Genomic DNA, 16,256 nt, shown 5'->3' with positions numbered 1-16,256 from the left:
CAATCACGAAAAAATATAGTGGGTTGAGTGGTGGGCGACCCTGGAATCGAACCAGGCGTGCGTCTCCGCGAGGGAGTTACAGTCCCCTGCCACACCTTGCGGCCTGTCGCCCACTGGCGGCGGGAATAGCCGCAGTCATTTGGGGCGTCAACACGAAAAACGGCGCGGCAGGTGGGCTTGTTCCGCGCGGTGTTAACAGCCAAGTAGGTGAGATGGAAAATCGGGGGCATCGGCCATGAAAAAACCCAAGTGGGTCATTGCAAAGGAACAGGGCAAACGCGCGGCGGCTGCGGAAACCGTGTGGCTGTTCGGTTTGCACGCGGTGCGCGATGCCCTGCTGAACCCGCGCCGCGAACGGCTGCGGCTGGTGGTGACGCAAAATGCACTGGCGAAATTGCAGGACGCCGTGACGATTGCCGGGATCGAGCCCGAAATCTGTGATCCGCGCAAATTTGCAGCTCCGATCGATGCGGGTTCTGTGCACCAGGGGGCCGCACTGGAAGTGAAACCTCTGGATTGGGGATCGCTTCAGGATATCGCGCTGGGCGCGGGACCGGAGCCTGCGCGAATCGTGTTGCTGGACCGTGTGACGGACCCGCATAACGTCGGCGCGATCTTGCGGTCGGCCGAGGTGTTCGGCGCGCGCGCCGTGGTTGCCGTGCAGCGTCATTCCGCCCCTGAAACCGGTGCCTTGGCGAAAACAGCGTCCGGTGCGCTGGAACGTCAGCCCTATGTGCGGGTGCGTAATCTGGCGGATGCCATGACGCAGCTGCAGGACATGGGTTATCTCGTGCTGGGTCTCGACGGCGAAGCCGAGACGGGGATCGAGGACGCGGTCGAGGGTCTGCGTGATCGTCCCATCGCATTGGTCATGGGGGCCGAGGGTCCCGGCCTGCGCGAAAAAAGCCGCGAAACCTGCAACCGTCTCGTGAAACTGGACGCAGCTGGTGATTTCGGATCGCTGAACGTATCCAATGCGGCGGCTGTGGCACTCTACGCGGTGCGCGGATGACGGGAATGAAGGTCGCGACCTGCTGCTATTGTGGCACGCGTGCCGCCTTGGTGCTGCGTGGGAACGACCGTCACGAACTGGCCTGTGCGCAATGTGGCGCACCGCTGCATGATCTGAAAATGATGCCGGCCAACGCCGGGGGTGTGTCACGGCGCAGAGCTGCCCCGGCGCATCCGGCCCGGACACTGCGCGTCGAGCACCTGAGCAAACCGACCAAGACAACCAAACGGCCCAAGCGCCGCAAGAGCCTGACGTCCAAGCTGGTGTCCGAATTGTGGGACGTGGTCGAAGATATATTCGACTGAAACAATGCGTCACCTCTGTGCGAGGGGGCTGGCGATGTGGACCGACCTGCGGCACATTCAGGTGACCCCTGAGAGGAGCCACCATGATTGATCGTCGTCATTTCCTGTTGTCTTGCGCGGTCCTGCCGTTGATGTCCCGCCCTGCGCTGGCGCAGTCGGCCCCGACATTTGCCACCGGCGGCATCGCGATCAACGGGATCGATCCGCTGGAATACCACCGTCAGAACGCGCCTGTCGCCGGCAGTGCCGATTACGCGCTGATGTGGATGGGTGCGACGTGGCATTTCGTGAATGCCGAAAACCGCGATGCCTTTGAACGCAACCCCAAGGCACATGCTCCGGCCTATGGTGGCTATTGCGCCTATGCCTTGGCACGCGGCTATCTGGCCGACACGGTGCCCGGGGCGTTTTCGATTGTTGACGGTCGTCTGTATCTGAACGCATCCCTGCGCGTGCGCAGCCGCTGGGACGAAAATCGCGCTGCCGAGATTGTGGCCGCTGATGCAAACTGGCCGCAGATCCTTGGATAATCCGTCCGACATCGAGATCCGCGCCATCTTTGACCGGGTGAAGACAATTGCGATTGTCGGGCTATCGGCCAACCCGGTCCGGCCCAGTTATTTTGTGGCCCGCTATCTGCAGCTGCGCGGCTACCGGATCATTCCGGTCAATCCCGGTCTGGCGGGGCAGAAGGTATTTGGTGAAACTGTCCATGCCAGCCTTGCGGATATCCCGGATGACGTGGACATGGTCGATGTCTTTCGCCGGTCGGATGCCGTGCCCGCCCTTGTTGACGACGCATTGGCCCGCTGGCCCGCGCTGTCCGTGATCTGGTTGCAGCTGGGCGTCCAGCATGACGCGGCAGCGGCTGTTGCGCGTGCGCGCGGCGTCATTGTCGTGCAGAATCGCTGCCCCAAGATCGAATACCAGCGCCTCTATGGCGAGCTGCGCATGGGCGGTTTCAACACGGGCCGTATCTCGTCACGGCTGACATGAAAAATGGGGCGCGGCCCTGCGGCCACGCCCCGTACGATGCGATCAGGCGTTGTTACTGCGCGCGGACCCAGTTCTGGCTGGCGCAGATCAGACCACCTGCCACACATCCCTGAAGCCGCAACGCATTGCCGTTGACCTGCATCTTGCCAACATAGGTCTTGCCGTTGGATGGGCGATAAACCTGACCGTTGTAGGTGCCGTCACCGTTCGGGGCCATGCCGATGACGATCTGGCGACCAATGTTTTCGGATTGGAACGGGGTGCCGTCGGCCTGATAGGTCCGCACGATTGTGCCGCAGACGGCCGCGCCGCAGGGTTCCATCTGGATATGGGCGAAGGCCCCATCGTCCACTTCGGTTTGCCAGACGCCCACGGCGGCGTCTTGTGCCGTTGCGGCCGTTGCGGCCGTTGCGATCAGGCCAGCTGCAATCGCTGTCAGAATGCGTTTCATTTGGGTCTCCTCCCCTCAAGTCATTGCGAACTCTGTGGTCGGGCGGCCCCCGCAATCAAGTCTGACGTTGGGTCGGTTGCAATTTCCTGCCGCCCGCGCCAGAACCGCGCCAAACCAGCCGGAGACTTGCCATGATCCTGTACCCTGCCATCGATCTCAAGGACGGCAATGCCGTGCGCCTCGTTCACGGCGAAATGGATCAGGCGACCGTGTTCAACGACGATCCAGCAGCGCAAGCGCGCAGCTTTGTCGATGCCGGCTGCGCATGGCTGCATCTGGTCGATCTGAACGGCGCCTTTGCGGGGGAACCGGTGAACGCCGCCCCGGTCGAGGCGATCCTCAAGGCCTGCAAGGTACCGACCCAGCTGGGTGGCGGTATCCGGGACATGGCCACGATCGAACGTTGGCTGGACCGTGGGCTGACCCGTGTGATTCTGGGCACGGTCGCGGTTGAAAACCCCGATCTTGTGCGCGAGGCGGCCCGTGCCTTTCCCGGGCAGGTCGCCGTGGGACTGGACGCGCGCAACGGCCGCGTGGCAACCCGTGGCTGGGCCGAGGAAACCGATGTCATGGTCACGGATTTGGCGAAATCATTCGAGGATGCGGGGATCGCCGCGATCATCTACACCGACATTCTGCGTGACGGCGCGATGAAAGGTCCGAATATCGACGCCACCGCCGATCTGGCGCGTGCCGTGTCGATCCCGGTCATTGCCTCTGGCGGCGTGTCCTCGCTGGCGGACCTGACGGCCCTGCGCGACACCGGTGTGATTTCGGGCGCGATTTCGGGCCGTGCGCTATATGACGGAGCGATCGATCTGGGTGCCGCATTGGCCGCGCTGGGGGCCGGTCGGTAATCCAGCAGCGATGTGCCTGCGACCACGGCAGACCAGATCACAGTGGTTCGATCTGCCGTTGCGTTGCGCGGTGTCACGTTCCCAGCCGAACAGGCGGACAGTTCGGCCTGGTCTTGCGGTGCTGATGGCCGGTTTTGGGCGCATCCTCCGCAGTCCCTGTGATGGGCACAGCGTGGTGACTGACACACCTATTCGGCGGCCTTGCGGGTCAGCGTGTCGAGTGCCGCTGCGATCTGGGTCAGATATTCGGCATTTTCGTCGATTTCCGAATCGTCGAACATCTCTTCGACCTCCTGATAGGCAATGCGCGTCTGGCCATCTTGCTCATAGACAAGCACCTTGAGGGGCAGCGCCAAGCCTGCCTCCGGGTCGTCCATCATGGCCTGCGTGCCTAGCTGCGGGTTGCCAAAGATCAGCAATTCCATGGGCGGCAATTCCATATCGACGGATGCGGCACCGGCTGCGTGATCAATGCGGGCGAAGATCGTCGCCCCCGCATCTGTCACGGCGGCCTCCAGCGCGTTCATGGCGTCAGCGACAGTGCGGTCCGTATCGCGGGTGATCGTATCGGCCAGCGCAGGGGTGGCCAGGGTCAGGGAAAGCAATGTTGCGCGGATCATGGGTGTCTCCATCATTGATGTTCGCGGCCCAACCACGGATTTGGGGGCAATGTTCCCCTTTCCAGCGGTCTTGCCGCGCGGTATCAGCGAAACCATGCTGAAAACTCGTATCATACCCTGTCTGGATGTCGCCAAGGGCCGTGTCGTCAAAGGCGTGAATTTCGTCGGTCTGCGCGATGCAGGCGATCCCGTTGATGCGGCGATTGCCTATAACGCCGCGGGTGCTGACGAGTTGTGTTTCCTCGACATCATGGCGACCGAGGAAAATCGCGGCACCATGTTTGATCTCGCGACCCGCACGGCCGAGGCCTGTTTCATGCCGCTGACGATCGGTGGCGGCGTGCGGACACACCACGACGTGCGCAACCTATTGTTGGCGGGTGCGGACAAGGTCAGTTTCAACTCTGCCGCCGTAGCCAATCCCGACGTGGTGACTGAGGCCGCATTGCGGTTCGGCAGCCAGTGCATCGTGGTTGCCATAGATGCAAAGACCGTGGCACCGGGACGTTGGGAAATCTTTACCCATGGCGGACGTCGGGCGACCGGCATCGATGCCGTGGAATTTGCCCGTACCGTCGCGGAAAAGGGTGCCGGTGAAATCCTGTTGACCGCGATGGACAATGACGGTGTGCAGACGGGCTACAATCTGCCCCTGACGCGGGCCGTGTCAGATGCCGTCGATATCCCCGTGATTGCCAGCGGCGGGGCAGGCACATTGGATCATCTGGTCGAAGGTGTGACCGAAGGTGGTGCCAGCGCGGTGCTGGCCGCGTCGATCTTTCACTTTGGCACCTATACGATCCAGCAGGCCAAGGATCACATGGCTGCCGCCGGTATCCCCATGAGGCTGCAATGACCCTGAACGATCTGTTTGCCACGATCCAATCCCGCAAGGGTGCCGATCCCGACACCAGTTGGACTGCAAAACTGCTGGCCAAGGGACCTGCCAAATGCGCCGAGAAATTTGGCGAAGAAGCGATCGAGGCAATCATCGAGGCCGCGCGCGGTGACAAGCAGGCCCTCACGTCAGAGGCCGCCGATGTCCTGTATCATCTGTTGGTCATGCTTGCTGCCAGCGATGTTACACTTGACGAGGTTCTGACGGAACTGGGCAACCGGCAGGGCACATCCGGGCTCGCTGAAAAGGCAGCCCGGCAATAGCCATCGCTGTTTTCCAAATATCCCGGGGGACGGCGTAGCCGGGGGGCAGCGCCCCCGCGCGGCATCAACCCTTGCGCAACCCTGTTTCGACCAGCATGCCCTGGCGTTTGGCCTCGTAGTAATAGCCGCGGGAATACCATTTGACGGCCTCTGCCTCGGACCCGTTCGATAGCAGCCACGCCCCGCGCAGATATTTACCCGCGTATTTCAGGTTGGTTTCCGCATCCAGCAGATCACTCGGTTGACCTGTGAACCCCATAGTGCCGGCGGTTTGAGGCAGGATTTGCATGAGGCCGTAGTAAGGGCCGTTGCGCGCGCCGGGGCGATGTGTGCTTTCGCGCAGGATGACGCGGTGCAGCAATGTCGGCGGAATGTCATAGGCATCGGCGTAGGTGTTGATCAGCGCGCGCAGTTCCGGCGTCTCATTCGGATGCAGCGGCAAAGCGTCAGCAACCTCTGTCGTGGCAAAACTCAGCGTCTCTTGAGATCTGTCAGTTTGACCTGCGCAGGCGCTTACCAAGCCCAAAGCGATTGCCATCAAGGCGGTTCTTGTCATCTGCATGCGGTGTGTTTTCCATGTGACCTGCCGGCAGTTAGCCGCCCGGACCCTGCGCAGGCAAGCGTGTCGATCAGCGTCGGCAAAAAGCGGCGCAACCGGGCAGTACGGCGGGACACCTCGCCCACCGCCGTCTGCCCGTCAGGAAAAGACCGACCAGCCTGTTGCCTGTGCGAACATCTCGGCGGCTTCGGTGCCCAGTTTGGAATTGCCTTGCGCGTTCAGTCCCGGTGACCAGACCGCAATGCTGGCCTTGCCGGGGGCCACGATCAGAATACCGCCCCCCACGCCAGACTTGCCGGGCAATCCGACACGGAATGCGAAATCGCCCGATGCATCGTAGTGTCCGCACAACATCATCAGTGCGTTGATCCGTGTTCGACGTGCGGGCGACATCAGGCGTGGCGCACCGGGCGCGCCCGTCAGCATCAGGCCCGCGCGGGCCAGTTGCACGCATGTCATCGACAGGGCGCATTGGTGGAAATAGGCGCCCAGAACCTGCTCGACCGGGTTCTGCAACCGCTGATGCGAGGCCATGAAATAGGCCAGCGATCGGTTCAGATCGCCTGTCGCCTGTTCGGATTGCGCCACCGCGGCATCGATGTGGATATCCTCATCACCCGCCGCCGCGCGCACGAATTGCACCAGTTCGGCCAGGAAATCACGTGGCGCATGATGCGCCATCGCGGCATCGGTGGTGGCGATGGCCCCTGCGTTGATGAACGGATTGCGCGGGCGGCCTGCCTCGTGTTCCAGTTGCAGGATCGAGTTGAACGCCTGACCGGAGGGTTCGCGTCCGACTTTGGACCAGAACGCATCTCCCAGGCGCCCCAGCGCCAGCGACAGGGTGAACACCTTGGAGATGCTCTGGATCGAAAATCGTGTCTCTGCGTCGCCAGTGCTGAACAGACGCCCGTCGGAAAATGCCACGGCCATCCCGAATTGCGCGGGATCGACTCGGGCCAGCGGCGGAATGTACTGGGCAACCGTGCCGCGATCCTTGGTCGCCTGCATCGCCTCACCGATCCGGTCGAGGATCGATTGCACGTCCGTCATGGCATCCAGCGCAGGAAATTCGCGATCATCCGCAAACCGGCGGCCTGGCTTTTTTCGGGGTGGAATTGGGCCCCGATGATGTTGTCTCGTCCGACAACGGCCGTCACGTCACCGCCATAGTCAACATGCGCGAGCAGATGCGCGGGGTCATGCACGCTCATGGCATAGGAATGCACGAAATAGGCGTGTTCGCCCGTGGCGAGCCCGTCAAGCACCGGATGCGCGCTGTCCATGACCAGATCGTTCCAGCCCATATGCGGGATCTTCAGCGCAGGATCGGCGGGGCGGATACGTGTCACATCGCCCGCAATCCATCCAAAACCCGGCGTTGCCTCGTATTCGTGCCCCGTCGTCGCCAGCAGCTGCATCCCCACGCAGATACCCAGAAATGGCACGGCGCGGTTTTCCACTGCATCGACGATCGCCTCGGCAAGGGCGGTCCGGCTGAACAACTGGTCACGGCAATGCGGGAATGCACCGTCGCCGGGCAGCACGATCCGGTCTGCGCGGGCCACGACCTCTGCGTCGCCGCTGACGATTACGTCACCTGCACCCGTCTCGCGGGCCATGCGCTCGAACGCCTTTTGCGCGGAATGCAGATTGCCGCTGTCGTAGTCGATGAGAACGGTGGTCACAGGCTACCCTTGGTCGACGGAATGGCATCAGCCTTGCGCGGGTCGGTATCCAGCGCGTCGCGCAAGGCGCGGGCGACCGATTTGAACGCGGCCTCGACGATGTGGTGGGCGTTGAACCCGTGCAGGCGGTCGATGTGCAGCGTGATACCGCCATGCGTCGATAGCGCCTGAAAGAATTCGCGCACCAGTTCGGTGTCGAATGTCCCGATCTTGCCAAAGGGCAGATCGAGGTTGCAGATCAGATAGGGGCGCCCGGACAGATCCAGCGCACAGCGCACCTGCGCGTCATCCATCGCCAGATGGCAGTCGCCATAGCGGCGGATCCCTTTCTTGTCGCCCATGGCTTGCGTCAGGGCCTGGCCGATGGCGATGCCGACGTCCTCGACCGTGTGGTGATCGTCGATGTGCAGATCGCCCGTCGCCTTGACGTGCAGATCGATCAGCGCATGCCGCGCCAGCTGGTCCAGCATGTGGTCAAAGAAACCGACGCCGGTGCGGTTGTCATAGGTGCCCGTCCCGTCAAGTTCGATCATCACCGTGATGTCGGTTTCGTTGGTCTTGCGTGTGATCGTGGCGCTGCGCATTGCGGCCTCCTGTCGTTTGCACACCGTATAGGCGGGGCAGGGGGTGAGTGCCAAGGGGACGGATTGCGCGGGCGCGCCGCGTGGTGCAGGTTTGCCCCGCACCACATGAGGAAACCCGATGACCACCTGCGTCTTTGTCCAGATCCGCTGCAAGCCCGGTACGACCTATGCGGTCGCCGAACAGATCGCGCTGCGCGAAATCCATTCCGAACTTTATTCCACCAGCGGCGAATACGACCTGCTGATGAAGGCCTATGTGCCCGCCACATCCGATGTGGGTCATTTCGTCAATGAAAGCGTGGCCGGCATCGAGGGGATCGAACGCACGATGACGACCCTGACATTCAAGGCATTCTGATCGCCGCACAACAAAAAGCCGCCCCAAAAGGGCGGCTTTTTTGGTCCGACTGGAGCGGGCGAGGCGATTCGAACGCCCGACCCTAACCTTGGCAAGGTTATGCTCTACCCCTGAGCTACGCCCGCGCACCAGTTCGGTTCTTGATGGAGCGGGCGAGGCGATTCGAACGCCCGACCCTAACCTTGGCAAGGTTATGCTCTACCCCTGAGCTACGCCCGCATCATCAAGTGAGGCAGGCTTTACCGTCCCGGCTTTTTGGCTGCAAGTGGATTTTTTGCACAAAGGCGACTTAAGTTTTCGAAAGTCCCCCATGACGCCGGATGTCGCTGTTTGCGGCACGCCGCAAAGACGCCCCACCCGCCGTCCCGCAGATGCATCATCTTGCCCGAAATACTCCGGGGGAGCGCCGCAAGGCGCGGGGGCAGCGCCCCCGGCACCCTTTGTCTGTTAGTCTTCGAATTCGATCAGCAGATCCTTGGCATCGATCTGGGCACCGGCTGTGACATGCACTGCCTTGACCACTGCGTCGCGGTCGGCGTGGATGCCGGTTTCCATCTTCATTGCCTCGATGGTCAGCAACAGGTCGCCCTGTTTGACCTTTGCGCCAACCTGTGCGGCGACAGAGGCCACCACACCCGGCATCGGCGCGCCGATGTGGTTGGAGTTGCCCAGTTCGGCCTTGGGGTTGCTGACGCGGTCGGCGGCAGCCAGACGGTTCAGAACGCGGATCGTGCGCGGCTGACCGTTGAGTTCAAAGAACACCTTGACCTCGCCGTCCTCGCTCATCTCCGACACGGCCTGCATACGCACTTCCAGCGTCTTGCCCGGGTCGATTTCGGCGCTGATTTCTTCGCCGGGTTCCATCCCGTAAAAGAACGTCTTGGTCGGCAGCGTGCGCACCGGACCATACAGATCGTGACGTGCCGCATAATCTGTAAAGACCTTGGGATACATCAGGTAGCCGTTCAGATCCTCGTCGTCGATCGCGGTGCCCAGCTTGTCGGCCAGCTCGCTGCGCGCGGCCTCCAGATCGACGGGCGGCAGATGTTTGCCGGGCCGGTCGGTGCTGGGTTTTTCGCCCTTGAGGATCTTTTTCTGGATCGCGTCGGGCCATCCGCCCGGCGGCTGGCCCAGGCTGCCGCGCATCATGTCGATCACCGAGTCGGGGAATGACACATCGACCGATGGGTCTTCGACCTGTGCGCGAGTAAGATTCTGGCTGACCATCATCAGGGCCATGTCGCCCACCACCTTGGATGACGGCGTGACCTTGACGATATCGCCGAACATCCGGTTCACATCCGCATAGGTCTGGGCGACCTCGTGCCAGCGATCCTCGATGCCGAGGCTGCGCGCCTGTGCCTTGAGGTTGGTGAACTGCCCACCGGGCATTTCGTGCAGATAGACCTCTGACGCGGGGGCCTGAAGCCCGGATTCAAAGGCAAGGTAATGCGCGCGGACCTGTTCCCAGTAGTTCGAGATTTCGCGGATCGCTGCAATGTCGAGGCCGGTATCGCGGTCGCTGCCGCGCAGCGCCTCGACGATGGATCCCAGGGTCGGCTGGCTGGTATTGCCGGACAATGCATCCATGGCGGCATCGACGCAGTCCACGCCAGCGGCGGCTGCTGCCAGGACGGTCGAAATGGCGGCCCCTGAGGTGTCGTGCGTGTGGAAATGGATCGGCAGGCCGACCTCTTCCTTCAACGCCTTGAACAACTGCGCCGCCGCCGGTGCCTTGAGCAGGCCCGCCATGTCCTTGAGGCCAAGGACGTGTGCGCCGGCCTTTTCCATCTCCTTGGCCATGCCGACGTAGTATTTCAGATCGTATTTCGCCCGGTCGGGATCCAGCATGTCGCCGGTGTAGCAGATCGTGCCTTCGCAGACCTTGCCGCTGTCGATCACCGCATCCATCGCGACGCGCATGTTTTCGACCCAGTTCAGGCTGTCGAACACGCGGAACACGTCGACGCCTGATGTGGCGGCCTGCGCGACAAAGCTTTGGACCACGTTGTCGGGGTAGTTGGTATAGCCAACACCGTTCGAGGCGCGCAGCAGCATCTGCGTCATGACGTTGGGCATTTTTGCGCGGATATCACGCAGACGCTGCCACGGGCATTCCTGCAGGAACCGGTAGGCCACATCGAACGTCGCACCCCCCCAGCATTCCACACTGAACAGACCGGCCATCTTGGTGGCATAGGTCGGGGCGATGGTGACCATGTCGATGGACCGCATCCGGGTTGCCAGCAGCGACTGGTGACCGTCGCGCATGGTGGTATCGGTGATCAGCAGCTGGGGCTGGTCCTTCATCCATTGGGCGACCGCGGCAGCACCGTCACGATCAAGGATCTGGCGCGTGCCGTCGGGCACATCGGAGGCTGTCTTGACCGGGGCTTTCGGCATTTTCACGTCTGCCGCTGGCCGGGGACGGTTGGCCGTTTCGGGATGCCCGTTCACGGTGATGTCGGCGATATAGGTCAGGATCTTCGTGGCGCGGTCGCGGCGCGCCTTGAAATCGAACAGTTCCGGCGTCTCGTCGATGAATTTGGTGTGGTATTCGTTGTTCAGGAACGTCGGGTGTTTCAGCAGGTTTTCGACGAATGCGATGTTGGTGCTGACGCCGCGGATACGGAATTCGCGCAGTGCGCGGTCCATGCGGGCGATGGCCATTTCGGGCGTCGGCGCACGGGCCGTCACCTTGGTCAGCAGGCTGTCATAGTAGCGCGTGATGACCGCACCGGAATAGGCGGTGCCGCCGTCCAGGCGGATGCCGGGGCCGGTGGCTGAGCGATACATCTGGATACGGCCGTAATCGGGGATGAAATTGTTCTGCGGGTCCTCGGTCGTGACACGGCATTGCAGGGCGTGGCCGTCCAGCTGGACATCATATTGCGACGCACAACCGGTCGCCTCGACGATGCTCTTGCCTTCGGCGATCAGGATCTGGGCGCGCACGATGTCGATGCCTGTCACCTCTTCGGTGACCGTGTGTTCGACCTGCACGCGGGGGTTCACCTCGATGAAATAGAATTCACCCGAGTCCATATCCATCAGGAATTCGACCGTGCCTGCGCATTCATAGTTCACATGGGCGCACAGCTTCTTGCCCAGGTTGCAGATGCGTTCGCGCTGCGTTTCGGACAGGTAGGGGGCTGGGGCGCGTTCCACGACCTTTTGGTTGCGGCGCTGGACGGAACAATCGCGTTCCCACAGGTGATAGATTTCGCCGTGGCTGTCGCCCAGGATCTGCACCTCGACGTGGCGTGCCTTCATGATCATCTTTTCCAGATAACCCTCGCCGTTGCCGAATGCGGCCTCGGCCTCGCGGCGGCCCTCGCGGACTTTTTCCTCCAGCTCGGATTCGGTCATGATCGGGCGCATACCGCGACCGCCGCCACCCCAGCTGGCCTTGAGCATCAGGGGATAGCCGACCTCGGCTGCCTGCTTCTTGATCAGGGCCATGTCCTCGCCCAGCACTTCGGTGGCGGGGATGACCGGTACGCCGGCCTCGATGGCGACGCGGCGGGCACTGGCCTTGTCGCCCAATTCGCGCATCGTCTTTGCCTTGGGGCCGATGAACGTGATGCCCGCCGCCGTGCAGGCGTCCACGAAATCCGGGTTTTCAGACAGCAGGCCATAGCCCGGGTGAATAGCATCGGCGCCGGCCATCTTGGCCACGCGAATGATCTCTTCAATCGACAGGTAGGCGGCAACCGGGCCCAGACCCTCGCCGATGCGGTAGGCCTCGTCGGCCTTGAACCGGTGCAGCGACAGCTTGTCCTCTTCGGCAAAGACGGCGACCGTCTTTTTGCCCATCTCATTGGCCGCCCGCATGACCCGGATCGCGATTTCGCCTCGGTTTGCAATCAGTATTTTCTTGAAGTCGGCCATGATGTGATCCTTTCGCAGTTGCAGCATTGTTAAGCGGTGCAACGGGGATGTCCAGTGTTGGTGTTAGCGTTAACGGACCCGCCGCGATGGAAGCTCGGACAGTTTTCGCGTCCCCAGTTGCCCCATATTGGCGATGATGTCCTGTTTGAGTATGTCGATGACATGCGCGGCCCCCGCGTCCCCGATCGCGCCAAGACCATAGTGGAACGCGCGGCCCAGCATCACGAAATCGGCCCCCAGCGCGATCATGCGCAGAATATCCAGACCGCCCTCGATCCCGGAATCGCATATGATCGGCAGGTCGGTGGCCGCACGGATAGCGGGCAGCACGTCCGCTGTTGCAGGGGCGGCGGCGAACTGCCGCCCTGCATGATTACTGACCCAGATCGCATCGACTCCGGCCTCGCCCAAACGGGGGACGTCGCCAGCATCCAGCACGCCCTTGACCACCAGTGGCCCATCCCAGGCTGCCCGCAGCGCATGCAGATAATCCCAGTCGGGCGAGGTGCGCAAAAGATAGCCTGCGTGTGCCGTGGACGGCAGGGCGGCGGTGGTATCGCTGTAGCTGTCGATCAGTCGCATGCGCGGCATGCCCGTCTGGCGGATGCCGTTCAGCCAGGCCGGACACATCGCCGCCTGCACCGCCAGCCGGGGCGTCAGGCGCGGTGGGTTCGTCAGGCCGCCGCGTGTCTGCCGTTCCCGGCGCGATGCGACGGGCACATCGACTGTCAGAACCAACGTGCCGAAACCGGCATCGCGGGCGCGGCGCAACATGTCGGCGCGGATCTGCGGATCGCGGGGCGGATAGATCTGGAACCAGGCATGTTCGCCCAGATGGGGGGCGACGTCCTCTGGGGTCTGGGTCGCGACAGTGGACATGCCGTAAGGGATGCCTGCCGTGGCGGCCGTGCGTGCCAGCAGACGTTCCGCGCCTGGCCAGACCAGCCCGGACATGCCGACCGGGGCGATGCCGAATGGCAGCGGATAGGTGGCCCCCATCATGCTGACGCTCAGGTCCGGGGTGAATTCACCGTGCAGGATCGAGGGCTGCAACAGCACGGCGTCCAGTGCCGCGCGGTTGCGAGCCAGCGCGGATTCATCACCGGTTGCCGAGTCCAGATATTCCCAGACAAAATGCGGAATCCGGCGGCGCGCGCGGGCGCGCAGATCGGCGATGGCGGGATAGCGGCTGTGCAGGTTCATGCGAGCCACGCTAGGGCTTTGCATCAGAGGATGGAAGTCGTGACAATACGGATATCGCTGCGGCAAGACTTTTGCAAAAGGGACGCCGTGTTGCGTGAACGAACCGTGAACGAGGGGTTTCTTTGTTTTACGCGAAGCTTTAAGAAAGAGGGATGAATGATTTTTCAGAAGATGACGCATTCGAGGCCGCCGTGCCGCTGTCGCAACGGGCGCGGGCAGGGGGTGTGGCTGCACGCTTTGGCGGGAATGCTGCCTATCTGGACGGGCTGAACCCCGCGCAGCGCGCTGCGGTCGAAGCGCTGGACGGTCCTGTCCTGATGCTGGCGGGTGCCGGCACCGGCAAGACCCGCGCGCTGACCGCGCGGATCGCGCATTTGTTGCATACGGGAACCGCCCGCCCGAATGAGATTTTGGCGGTGACGTTCACCAACAAGGCCGCACGCGAGATGAAAAACCGCGTCGGCCGCCTGATGGGCGAAACGGTCGAAGGCATGCCGTGGCTGGGCACATTTCACGCGATCTGTGTGAAGCAGTTGCGTCGTCATGCCGAACTTGTCGGGCTGAAGTCAAATTTCACGATTCTGGACACCGACGACCAGTTGCGGTTGTTGAAACAGTTGATCGTGGCAGGCGGCATCGACGAAAAGCGCTGGCCGCCGCGCATGTTGGCCGGGATCATCGACGGCTGGAAAAACAAGGCCTATGGCCCGGACAAGGTGCCATTGGCCGAGGCCGCCGCATTCGATCACAAGGGGGTCGAACTCTACGCGGCCTATCAAGCCCGGCTCAAGGACCTGAACGCCTGCGATTTCGGTGACCTGTTGCTGCATATGGTCACGATCTTTCAGACGCACGAGGATATCCTGCGCCAGTATCAGCGCTGGTTCCGCTACATCCTGGTGGACGAATATCAGGACACGAACGTGGCCCAGTACCTGTGGCTGCGCCTCTTAGCCTCGGCGTATAAAAACATTTGCTGCGTGGGCGACGACGATCAGTCGATCTATGGCTGGCGCGGAGCAGAGGTTGGCAACATCCTGCGGTTCGAGACTGATTTTCCGGGTGCCACGGTCGTCAAGCTGGAACAGAATTACCGCTCCACGCCGCATATCCTGGCCGCGGCATCGGGTGTGATCTCGTCCAACAAGGGGCGTCTGGGCAAAACGTTGTTCACCGACGCCGAAGACGGTGAAAAGGTCCGCCTGATCGGCCATTGGGACGGAGAGGAAGAGGCCCGCTGGATCGGCGAGGAAATCGAGGCCTTGCAGCGCGGCACACGCGGGCAGGACCCGGTCGGTCTGGACAACCAGGCGATCCTCGTGCGTGCCAGCCACCAGATGCGCGCGTTCGAGGACCGGTTTCTGACCATCGGTCTGCCCTACCGCGTTATCGGCGGTCCGCGATTCTATGAACGTTTGGAAATCCGCGACGCGATGGCCTATTTCCGCCTTGCCGTGTCCCAAGAGGATGATCTGGCGTTCGAGCGGATCGTGAATACCCCCAAAAGGGGCTTGGGCGACAAGGCCGTGCAGACGATCCAGCGTGCCGCACGCACCAATGGCGTGAGTCTTGTCGAAGGTGCCCGCATCGTGGTGCAGGGCAAGCTCTTGGGCGGCAAGGGTCTGCGCGAGCTGGGCGTGTTGGTCGACGGGTTGGACCGCTGGCACGCGCAGGTCAGACAGGAATCGGACACCCATCAGGAACTAGCCGAAATGATCCTGGACGAATCCGGCTACACTGGCATGTGGCAAAACGACAAGACGCCAGAGGCACCGGGTCGTCTGGAAAACCTCAAGGAACTGGTCAAGGCGCTGGATAACTTTGAGAACCTGCAAGGTTTCCTCGAACATGTCGCGCTGATCATGGACAACGAGACCGAACAGGAGGGCGAAAAAGTCAGTATCATGACCCTGCACGCCGCCAAGGGTCTGGAATTTCCCGCCGTGTTCCTGCCGGGATGGGAGGACGGATTGTTCCCCTCACAACGGTCGATGGATGAAAGCGGGTTGAAAGGCCTCGAAGAGGAACGCCGCCTTGCCTACGTCGGGATCACGCGGGCCGAAGAAATTTGCACGATTTCCTTTGCGGCCAACCGCCGGGTTTACGGGCAATGGCAATCGGCGCTGCCGTCGCGGTTCATTGACGAGTTGCCCGAGGATCACGTCGAGGTGCTGACGCCGCCGGGGCTGTACGGTGGCGGCTATGGCGCGGCGGGCATGTCCACCAACGCGTCGCCCAAACTGCGCGAAGAATCCATGTCGGACCTGCACCAAAAGGCGCATGACGCGAATGTCTACAATTCTCCGGGGTGGCGACGTTTGCAGGCGCGGGGCCAGACCCGTGGCGTGTCGCAACCGGCCGAGGCGCGCAACATGACGATCGACATGACGGCCGTCAGCGCATTCACAACCGGCGACAGGGTGTTTCATACCAAGTTCGGTTACGGCGAAATCAAGGGGATCGAGGGCGACAAGCTGTCTATCACCTTTGACAAGGCGGGTGACAAACATGTGGTCGCGAAATTCGTTGTGGCCGCAGATGCCGCGTCGGATGTGCCGTTCTGAGATCCGG

The 16,256-nt window shown here is 62.2% G+C and carries 17 protein-coding genes and 3 tRNA genes; 9 read left to right on the top strand and 11 right to left on the bottom strand.

Features of this window, described 5'->3' with window-relative positions; all coding sequences use genetic code 11:
- Positions 1-28 precede the first annotated feature (28 nt).
- Positions 29-112: transfer RNA gene (locus BMX27_RS16810), tRNA-Tyr, on the bottom strand.
- 123 nt (positions 113-235) lie between these two features.
- Between BMX27_RS16810 and rlmB the strand changes: the two genes are divergently transcribed.
- From rlmB to BMX27_RS05490, 4 genes are all read left to right on the top strand, one after another.
- Positions 236-1,012, top strand: a complete 777-nt coding sequence (gene rlmB, locus BMX27_RS05505; RefSeq protein ID WP_090158888.1) for a 23S rRNA (guanosine(2251)-2'-O)-methyltransferase RlmB — start codon at positions 236-238, stop codon at positions 1,010-1,012.
- Positions 1,009-1,317 (top strand): hypothetical protein, encoded by a 309-nt coding sequence (locus BMX27_RS05500; protein WP_056031004.1) that lies wholly within the window; start codon positions 1,009-1,011, stop codon positions 1,315-1,317. Before rlmB ends, BMX27_RS05500 begins: the two co-directional genes overlap by 4 nt.
- 83 nt (positions 1,318-1,400) lie before the next feature.
- Positions 1,401-1,847, top strand: coding sequence for a YHS domain-containing (seleno)protein (locus BMX27_RS05495; protein WP_090158887.1), 447 nt, complete (start codon positions 1,401-1,403; stop codon positions 1,845-1,847).
- A complete protein-coding gene (locus BMX27_RS05490) occupies positions 1,840-2,313 on the top strand; it encodes a CoA-binding protein (protein ID WP_256212404.1) in 474 nt (157 codons plus the stop codon). The genes BMX27_RS05495 and BMX27_RS05490 overlap by 8 nt, the downstream gene beginning before the upstream one ends.
- Positions 2,314-2,365: 52 nt before the next feature.
- Here the strand turns inward: BMX27_RS05490 and BMX27_RS05485 are convergent, their stop codons facing one another.
- On the bottom strand, positions 2,366-2,764 hold the full coding sequence (locus BMX27_RS05485) for a DUF2147 domain-containing protein (RefSeq protein WP_090158885.1): 399 nt from the start codon (positions 2,762-2,764) through the stop codon (positions 2,366-2,368).
- 131 nt (positions 2,765-2,895) lie between these two features.
- Between BMX27_RS05485 and hisA the strand changes: the two genes are divergently transcribed.
- Positions 2,896-3,621, top strand: coding sequence for a 1-(5-phosphoribosyl)-5-[(5-phosphoribosylamino)methylideneamino]imidazole-4-carboxamide isomerase (gene hisA / locus BMX27_RS05480; RefSeq protein ID WP_090158884.1), 726 nt, complete (start codon positions 2,896-2,898; stop codon positions 3,619-3,621).
- 188 nt (positions 3,622-3,809) lie between these two features.
- On the opposite strand, the gene BMX27_RS05475 is transcribed toward hisA, so the two are convergent.
- Positions 3,810-4,241 (bottom strand): DUF302 domain-containing protein, encoded by a 432-nt coding sequence (locus BMX27_RS05475; RefSeq protein WP_090158883.1) that lies wholly within the window; start codon positions 4,239-4,241, stop codon positions 3,810-3,812.
- Positions 4,242-4,335: 94 nt separating this feature from the next.
- On the opposite strand from BMX27_RS05475, the gene hisF reads away from it, so the two are divergent.
- Positions 4,336-5,097, top strand: a complete 762-nt coding sequence (gene hisF, locus BMX27_RS05470) for an imidazole glycerol phosphate synthase subunit HisF (protein ID WP_090159198.1) — start codon at positions 4,336-4,338, stop codon at positions 5,095-5,097.
- Positions 5,094-5,402, top strand: a complete 309-nt coding sequence (locus tag BMX27_RS05465; protein ID WP_090158882.1) for a phosphoribosyl-ATP diphosphatase — start codon at positions 5,094-5,096, stop codon at positions 5,400-5,402. Before hisF ends, BMX27_RS05465 begins: the two co-directional genes overlap by 4 nt.
- Before the next feature lie 64 nt (positions 5,403-5,466).
- Here the strand turns inward: BMX27_RS05465 and BMX27_RS05460 are convergent, their stop codons facing one another.
- The 4 genes from BMX27_RS05460 to hisB form a co-directional block, all read right to left on the bottom strand.
- Entirely contained in the window at positions 5,467-5,940 is a 474-nt protein-coding gene (locus BMX27_RS05460) for a lytic transglycosylase domain-containing protein (protein ID WP_090158881.1), read from the bottom strand.
- 159 nt (positions 5,941-6,099) lie between these two features.
- Entirely contained in the window at positions 6,100-7,014 is a 915-nt protein-coding gene (locus tag BMX27_RS05455) for a glutaminase (RefSeq protein WP_218144648.1), read from the bottom strand.
- The gene (gene hisH / locus BMX27_RS05450) at positions 7,011-7,649 is read right to left on the bottom strand and encodes an imidazole glycerol phosphate synthase subunit HisH (RefSeq protein ID WP_090158880.1); all 639 of its coding nucleotides are present in this window, start codon (positions 7,647-7,649) and stop codon (positions 7,011-7,013) included. The genes BMX27_RS05455 and hisH overlap by 4 nt, the downstream gene beginning before the upstream one ends.
- Positions 7,646-8,233: an imidazoleglycerol-phosphate dehydratase HisB gene (hisB, locus tag BMX27_RS05445; protein ID WP_056032075.1), complete on the bottom strand. Its 588-nt coding sequence runs from the start codon at positions 8,231-8,233 to the stop codon at positions 7,646-7,648. Before hisB ends, hisH begins: the two co-directional genes overlap by 4 nt.
- 118 nt (positions 8,234-8,351) lie before the next feature.
- Here hisB and BMX27_RS05440 point away from each other — a divergent pair, with 118 nt between their 5' ends.
- On the top strand, positions 8,352-8,591 hold the full coding sequence (locus BMX27_RS05440) for an Lrp/AsnC family transcriptional regulator (RefSeq protein ID WP_090158879.1): 240 nt from the start codon (positions 8,352-8,354) through the stop codon (positions 8,589-8,591).
- A gap of 50 nt (positions 8,592-8,641) precedes the next feature.
- Here BMX27_RS05440 and BMX27_RS05435 read toward each other — a convergent pair.
- The 4 genes from BMX27_RS05435 to BMX27_RS05420 form a co-directional block, all read right to left on the bottom strand.
- Positions 8,642-8,716: transfer RNA gene (locus BMX27_RS05435), tRNA-Gly, on the bottom strand.
- A 19-nt stretch (positions 8,717-8,735) separates the two neighbouring features.
- Positions 8,736-8,810: transfer RNA gene (locus BMX27_RS05430), tRNA-Gly, on the bottom strand.
- A 228-nt stretch (positions 8,811-9,038) separates the two neighbouring features.
- Complete coding sequence (locus BMX27_RS05425; protein ID WP_090158878.1) at positions 9,039-12,482, bottom strand: pyruvate carboxylase; 3,444 nt, start codon at positions 12,480-12,482, stop codon at positions 9,039-9,041.
- Positions 12,483-12,551: 69 nt separating this feature from the next.
- Positions 12,552-13,685, bottom strand: coding sequence for an alpha-hydroxy acid oxidase (locus tag BMX27_RS05420; RefSeq protein WP_177172673.1), 1,134 nt, complete (start codon positions 13,683-13,685; stop codon positions 12,552-12,554).
- Between the two features lie 152 nt (positions 13,686-13,837).
- Here BMX27_RS05420 and BMX27_RS05415 point away from each other — a divergent pair, with 152 nt between their 5' ends.
- Positions 13,838-16,249 carry an ATP-dependent helicase gene (locus BMX27_RS05415; RefSeq protein ID WP_090158876.1) on the top strand — a complete coding sequence of 804 codons (2,412 nt, stop codon included), beginning with the start codon at positions 13,838-13,840 and terminating at the stop codon, positions 16,247-16,249.
- Positions 16,250-16,256: the final 7 nt, after the last annotated feature.

Source organism: Loktanella sp. DSM 29012 (genome assembly GCF_900110705.1).
GTDB classification, from domain to species: domain Bacteria; phylum Pseudomonadota; class Alphaproteobacteria; order Rhodobacterales; family Rhodobacteraceae; genus Loktanella; species Loktanella gaetbuli.
This window is presented reverse-complemented; position numbering and strand designations above follow the sequence as displayed.